This window comes from Skermanella sp. (assembly GCF_059503625.1).
Genome location: NZ_JCACHA010000975.1, coordinates 1 through 6,468 on the forward strand (window position 1 = coordinate 1; position 6,468 = coordinate 6,468).

The 6,468-nt window shown below is 62.6% G+C and carries 6 protein-coding genes; 2 read left to right on the plus strand and 4 right to left on the minus strand.

Annotated features, from left to right (window positions below; translation table 11 throughout):
* Positions 1 to 1,112 (minus strand): M3 family oligoendopeptidase (locus AC5JJ6_RS35735; protein ID WP_496046598.1); only part of this gene is annotated, 1,112 nt, incomplete at its 3' end.
* A 142-nt stretch (positions 1,113 to 1,254) separates the two neighbouring features.
* Here AC5JJ6_RS35735 and AC5JJ6_RS35740 point away from each other — a divergent pair.
* Together AC5JJ6_RS35740 and AC5JJ6_RS35745 are read left to right on the plus strand one after the other, a co-directional pair.
* The gene (locus AC5JJ6_RS35740; RefSeq protein ID WP_496046599.1) at positions 1,255 to 3,207 is read left to right on the plus strand and encodes an AMP-dependent synthetase/ligase; all 1,953 of its coding nucleotides are present in this window, start codon (positions 1,255 to 1,257) and stop codon (positions 3,205 to 3,207) included.
* 70 nt (positions 3,208 to 3,277) lie between these two features.
* Entirely contained in the window at positions 3,278 to 4,441 is a 1,164-nt protein-coding gene (locus AC5JJ6_RS35745; protein WP_496046600.1) for a sensor histidine kinase, read from the plus strand.
* Positions 4,442 to 4,453: 12 nt separating this feature from the next.
* Here AC5JJ6_RS35745 and AC5JJ6_RS35750 read toward each other — a convergent pair whose 3' ends face one another.
* The 3 genes from AC5JJ6_RS35750 to AC5JJ6_RS35760 all read right to left on the minus strand — a co-directional run bounded on the left by AC5JJ6_RS35750 (position 4,454) and on the right by AC5JJ6_RS35760 (position 6,080).
* Positions 4,454 to 5,149 carry a YkgJ family cysteine cluster protein gene (locus AC5JJ6_RS35750; RefSeq protein WP_496046601.1) on the minus strand — a complete coding sequence of 232 codons (696 nt, stop codon included), beginning with the start codon at positions 5,147 to 5,149 and terminating at the stop codon, positions 4,454 to 4,456.
* A gap of 56 nt (positions 5,150 to 5,205) precedes the next feature.
* Positions 5,206 to 5,703, minus strand: a complete 498-nt coding sequence (locus tag AC5JJ6_RS35755; protein ID WP_496046602.1) for a hypothetical protein — start codon at positions 5,701 to 5,703, stop codon at positions 5,206 to 5,208.
* A gap of 140 nt (positions 5,704 to 5,843) precedes the next feature.
* Complete coding sequence (locus tag AC5JJ6_RS35760) at positions 5,844 to 6,080, minus strand: hypothetical protein (RefSeq protein ID WP_496046603.1); 237 nt, start codon at positions 6,078 to 6,080, stop codon at positions 5,844 to 5,846.
* Positions 6,081 to 6,468: the final 388 nt, after the last annotated feature.

Consider the following 6,468-nt stretch of genomic DNA (forward strand, 5'->3'; position numbering starts at 1 on the left):
GCGAAGGCGCCGGGTGCCTTGCCCGGCCGCGCCGGCGCGTCGATCCAGGCGTTGTCGAAGAACCTGGCGCCGACAGCCGCCAGTTCGGGCGAGAAACGGCCATAGGCGTCCAGTACGATGCTGCGCGCCTGTCCCCACGGGATCAGCCGGTCGTCGTCGTCCGGCAGCGGTGCGTTGCGATCCCAGTAGTCGAGGGTGTCGCCGCCGAACCACTTGGCCTTCAGCTTGTAATAGCGGTGCGACAGGTCGGGATAGGAACCCTTGACGGCGGTGACCAGCGCATCGACGACTTCGTCCTCGACGTGGTTGGACTTGTTGCGGGACGAGGTCGGGCGCGGATAGTTGCGCCACTTGTCCTCGATCTCCTTGTCCTTGGCCAGCGTATTGGTGATCAGCGAAAAGGTGCGGACATTGGCGCTCAGGACGCGGCCGATCTCCACCGCGGCTTCCTTCCGCTTGCCGGCGTCGCGGTCGGACAGGCGGTTCAGCGCCTCGGTGCAGGTGACCTCGCGTCCGCCCAGGGTGAAGCGGAGACCCGCTATCGTCTCGTCGAACAGGCGGTGCCAGGCGGCGCGTCCGACGACATATTTCTCGTGCAGCAGGCGCTCCAGTTCGTCGGAAAGCTGGTGCGGGCGGAAGACCCGGATGTCGCGCAGCCACGGCGCATAGCGGGCCAGTTCCGGCGTCTTCAGCTTGGCCGCCAGGGCGTCGTCCTCGATCCGGTTCAGTTCCAGCGTGAAGAACAGCAGGTGCGTGGAAATGCCGTTGACCCGTTCCTGGATTCCCTGGAAGAACTTGCCGACCAGCGGGTCGTTCATGTCGCCGGCATAGACGAGATGGGCATAGCTCATGATGCGCGAGAGGGTTTCGTCGATTTCCTCGTACTGCGCGATGGCGCTGCCCAGCGAGGCCCCTTCCAGGCTTGCCAGCTTGCCGTTGTAGCTTCGGTAAAAATCCTTCGACGCCTTTTCCATCCGATCCAGATCGGCCTTCAGCGCGTCGGAGTCCTGGCCCGGATAGAGGTCGCTCAGGTCCCAGACCGGCAGCGCGCCCAAATCGGGCGCCGCCGGATCGGAAGAATCGAGCGGCTCGGCGGTCACGGTCTGACTCATGGATGTCCTCCTGTTGCGCTGGACGGGATATAGGCTGGGTCCTGTGCCCATCCAAGCGGCTCCGCCGTTCCCTATATCACGATACCGGCGATTTACGACCGGCCCACCGGCCATATGGCCCACGCGAGAACGGACCAGAGGCATGAACGCGCAGTCCCCCATGAACCGCCCCAGTTCAATGACCGGCTCTACGACCGGCTCGCTTTCCGGATCGCTGCCGGAGGCGATTGACGAGAACCGCTACGACGAGTGGCGGACGCTGCCCGCCATGTTCTTCGATCAGGCGGAGCGCCTGAGCGGACGCCCGCTGCTGATCGCCAAGCGGGACGGCGACTGGAGCGGACGGACCTGGGGCGAGGCGGCGGACGCGGTCGCCAGGGCGGCGGGCGGGTTGAGGAGCCTGGGCGTGGGTCATGGCGACCGTGTCGCCATCGTGTCGGAGAACCGCCCGGAATGGCTGATCGCCGATTTCGCGATCATGCTGCTGGGCGCCATCACGGTGCCGGCCTATACCACCAGCACGACGGCTGATCACCTGCATACCCTGCGCGACAGCGGCGCCCGCGTGGTGCTGGTGTCGAGCGCCGCCCTGATGCGGAAGGTGCTTCCCGCGGCGCTCCAGCTTCCCGATATCCGGGCCGTGGTCGGCTTCAACGAGGATGCGGGCGGCGTCTCCTCGCCGGCGGCGGGACCCGAGGGGCCGGAGCATCTGTCCTGGACCGCGCTGCTGGAGCGCGGCAGTCCCGGGCTGCCTGTCGAACCGGCCTTGGAGGCGCTGGAACGCGACGACGTCGCCTGCCTGATCTACACATCAGGCACGGGCGGGACGCCCAAGGGCGTCATGCTGACCCACGGCAACATCCTGGCGAACTGCAAGGGTGCGCTTGAACTGATCCTGGATGTCGGGCTGGGGGACGAGATCTTCCTGTCCTTCCTGCCCCTTGCCCATGCCTACGAGCATACCTGCGGCCAGATGTTCGCGCTGAGCCTGGGGGCACGGATCGCCTATGCGGAATCCGTCGAGAAGCTCGCGGGCAACCTGGGGGAGGTCAAGCCGACGATCATGACCGCAGTGCCCCGGCTCTACGAGGTGCTGGAGCAGCGTATCCGGCGCGAGGCGGAACGTCCGGGCGGCTGGCGGATGCGGCTGTTCCACAAGACGCTGGAATTGGGGAAGCGGCGCTACGAGCGCGGCGGGCGGCTGGGCTTATTGGAAGGCCTGGAAGACCGGCTGCTGGACCGGCTGGTCCGTGCCCGCATCCGCGAGCGCTTCGGCGGACGGTTGAAGGCTTTCATCTCCGGGGGCGCCGCCCTGGCGCCGGAGACGGCGCTGTTCTTCCAGTCGCTCGGCATCCGCATCCTCCAGGGCTATGGCCAGACGGAAGCGGCGCCGCTGATCTCCTGCAACCGGCCGAGCCGCGTCAGGCACGACACGGTCGGTCCGCCCGTCCCCGGTGTCGAGATCAGGATCGACCGCGCCGGTGCGGATGGCGAAATGGATGGCGAGATCCGGGATGGCGAAATCCGGGATGGCGAAATCATGGTGCGCGGGCCTTCGGTGATGAAGGGATACTGGGGCGATGCCGACGCGACGGAGCGGACGGTGATCGGCGGATGGCTGCATACGGGCGATGTCGGCCATCTGGCGCCCGACGGCGCGCTGGTCCTGACCGACAGGAAGAGGGACCTGATCGTCACCAGCGGCGGCGACAACGTGGCGCCGCAACGGCTGGAAAACCTGCTGGCGCTGGAGCCGGTCATCGGGCAGGTCATGGTGGCGGGCGATGGACGCCCCTTCCTGGTGGCGCTGATCGTCCCGGACGCCCAGGCCGCGAGGGATTGGGCGAAACGCCACGGCAAGCAGGCGGACCTTGCCGAACTGATCGAAGACGACGACTTCCGGAAGCATGTCGGGGAGGCGGTGGAGCGGGTAAACCGGAGTATTTCCGGCATCGAACGTATCCGCAAGTTCGCCCTGGTGGCGGAACCCTTCGGCATCGAGAACGCTCAGCTTACGCCGACGCTGAAGATTCGCCGGCACGAGATCCGCAAACGGCATGGCGGTCTTCTGGATAGCCTTTATTCGGGCCGGTAGGGATTCGGATCTATGAAATCCTCTTGGTTATCTTCGTTACCAATCGAGCGCTTCGTGTGTTGTCCTTTCCATGACCAATGACACCGACACCTTCGACCGCGAAAGATGGGTTCGCCGGCAGAGCGCGCTGGCCGAATTCGGCCGCCAGGCGCTGATGGTGGACGACCTGGACGCCCTGCTGCACGAAGCCGTCGTGCTGGCGGCCCAGGGTCTGGACATCCGCCGGGCCAAGGTGATGGAAGCGCTGCCGGGCGGCGACAAGCTGCTGATGCGGGCGGGCACGGGATGGAAACCGGGGTTGGTCGGCAATCTGATGGTCGATGCCGGCAGCCGGTCGTCGGGAGGCTTCACGCTTTATACCGGCAAGCCGGTGATCGCCGAGGACATCGAGAACGAGAAAAGGTTCGACGTTCCGGACTTCCTGCGCGAGCACGGCATCAACAGCCTGATCAACGTGATCATCCAGGGCAAGGGCGATCCCTTCGGCGTGCTCGAGGTGGACAGCACCGAGCAGCGGTGCTTCAACCAGGAAGACGTCGATTTCCTGCAAAGCTACGCCAACGTGCTGGCGGCGGCGATCGACCGCAACAAGACGAACGACGCCTTGACCAGGCTGGCCGACGAGCGCGCGATCCTGCTTCGCGAACTTCAGCACAGGGTCAAGAACAACCTTCAGATCATCACCAGCCTGCTGAACATGCAGATCCGCCGCATCGGGTCCGGAGAGGTCGAAAACCAGCTCCGCATCATCGGCAGCCGGGTGGAAACGCTGCGGGTCGTCCACGACAACCTGTTCCAGGCGGAGAACGTCGATCAGATCCCCCTGCCCCGCTACCTGAGTTCGCTGTGCGAAAGCCTTCTGGCCTTCCACGGCGTCCGGGCCGAGGAAGTGACGCTGAAGTTCAGCGCCGACGACGCCATGGCGGGTGTCGATACCACGGTCCCGCTGGGGCTGCTGATCAACGAATTCTTCGTCAACAGCATCCAGCACGCCTTTCCCAACGGCCAGGGAGAGATACACGTGCAACTGACCCGCGAAGGCCCCGGCCGCGCCCGTTTGACCCTGACCGACGACGGCCCCGGCTTCGACCGCACCGCCATCAAGGGCAAGGGCACCGGGCTGCAGATCATGGACGTGCTGGCGCTTCAGCTCGGCGGCAAGCTGACCTGGGACGACGAGCTTTGGGAGAAGAACGAGGGCGCCCGGGTGGTGCTGGAACTGCCGGTGATCTGAGCGGCGTTGCTTTCAGGGGTCGGCCTGGACACCGTTCAGGATGCCTTCCCCGGCGACCCAGCGCGCGTCTGCGTCGGATGAGTTCAGCACCGCCGACAGCCCGTCGATCAATTCGTAGGAACTGCCGTCCAACCCGCGTTCGTCAAGCGCCGCACGCAGGCAGTGAGACAGGAAGCGGCGGGTCCGCATGTTGATCCGCGGCACGGGGATCGGTGCCGCCGCATCCCGCTCCCTGGTGGAACGCTCGCAGGCGGCGACGTCGAACGAGGCATAGGCGCGGCATCCGAGCGGGCGGACCGGATAGATGCCGCAGAGACCGTCTTCCAGCATCGGGCACGGCTGGTTCAGGCGAACGCGCTCCGCCGGGGACAGGCCGGATGTGACCTGGGATGCGTGGGCGAGACGGCCGGTCAGTGCGGTGCGGCGCTCTTCCGGCCATAAGGCGACGTGTCCGGCGATGGCCAGCAGTTCGGGCGCCGTGGCGGAGACGTAGAGGTGGCAGCAATGGGCGCAGCCTATGCGGCAGGCGACCTCCTGGCGCGGCGGATTGGCAGCGATGGTCTGGTCGAGCTGGCGGTGGCAGGCGGAAACCAGCGTGCGCAGCCGTTCCCGCGTCGGCTTGGCGATCAGCGCGCGGAACCGAGCCGTCTGGCGCGCGATTTCGTCGGGCGTGGGCGGATCGATGGGGGCGGGCTTGGGTGGCTTCATGGGGCTGCTGCGATACACAGTAAGATTAACGAAATTGGCTCATATTGGAAGAAAATTTACTTAAATTCAAATCCATCTCGACGAAGCCCAAAGATAAATTGGTCGAACATATGAACAAAATGGTGAGTGTCAAACGAACGATACCTCATATCCTCGATCAATTTATCGCTCACTGATCTACCATCCAAATTCAATCGCTGGCTCAGAAAACTTTGCACAGACGCCTTGTACATCTGATCGTCATAGCTCAAGACACAAAATTCATCTGATGACTTATCGTGTATCGTGACTTGGCCTTTCTTCGCACATCCTGCCAGATGAACAAAGGCCAGCCTGATTGCCGCCTGTTCGTTGATATCGATTATTTCCATCGATGAATTGACGGGAACACCTGCCTCTCGAGCGGCTTCCACATCTCGCAGATGATAGGCTTGACTGATTGGTTTGAGCTTCTTGATCCAGAAGGCGAGATGAGCAGCATATTCCGCAGGTCGTATATGTTCGGCCCCAATGCGGGCTGTGTCAATCTTCCAGCGCAGGGCAACGTCATTCAACAAGGATTTCGACACCACCGCCTTGATTTGCCGGCTACGATCCAAGTACCTTGAAGTAAAACGAAAAGCCACTCGCCAAGCTCAAAGGCAACCGCTGGATCGAATTTTCTGGCAATCACAACACGTACCAGCTCCTCTGATTACCGGCGATCCAGTTCGACGAACGAACATAGATCTTCTTCAACGGCAACACGCAAAGCATCGATTGCCTGTTCCATTGTCATGCCGACACTCTTAATGGCGATCTCCCTGTCGGTGTTGGCAGCCATCTGAGCGGCAAATTCACGCCATTCATCAGAAATGAAATTCGCGCACTCTCTTTGACGTTCGGCTGCTTCAGCCGCAGGCTCACCGGTCTTCAAGACTGTCTCAGTCATGCTCATTCCCCCTGCTTACTGAAACATCGTCCTGAACCGCCGTCAGACCCAATGGTCACTTCGACACGGTTATCCACGAATGAATCACTAATCCTAAATTTCGGGTATGGCAAGCCGCTGTCGATGGAAACGGCTGCCGGTACTCGCCACGACGTAACCAACATTTTTCCATCGGACCGGAAAAATCCGGTTTCGGCGAACCCATATAACTTTTTATCGCCGCGGCATGAAGTCGCGGAGATTCGTTGCGAAGTTATAGCGACGCTCTAGGAACGATTGCAGGATAGGACAGTAACGGATAACCTTTTTCTCAAGAAGAACAAGAAGACGATTCCAAGGATCGCCCTATCAGGAGGAACGGTAAGATGACGCTCCCGGCTGTCAAACT

Bases quoted from the DNA above. Each gene is read 5' to 3' on its own strand.
- AC5JJ6_RS35740 (WP_496046599.1), top strand. From the start codon at position 1,255: ATGAACGCGCAGTCCCCCATGAACCGCCCCAGTTCAATGACCGGCTCT.
- AC5JJ6_RS35745 (WP_496046600.1), top strand. From the start codon at position 3,278: ATGACCAATGACACCGACACCTTCGACCGCGAAAGATGGGTTCGCCGG.
- AC5JJ6_RS35750 (WP_496046601.1), bottom strand. From the start codon at position 5,149: ATGAAGCCACCCAAGCCCGCCCCCATCGATCCGCCCACGCCCGACGAA.
- AC5JJ6_RS35760 (WP_496046603.1), bottom strand. From the start codon at position 6,080: ATGACTGAGACAGTCTTGAAGACCGGTGAGCCTGCGGCTGAAGCAGCC.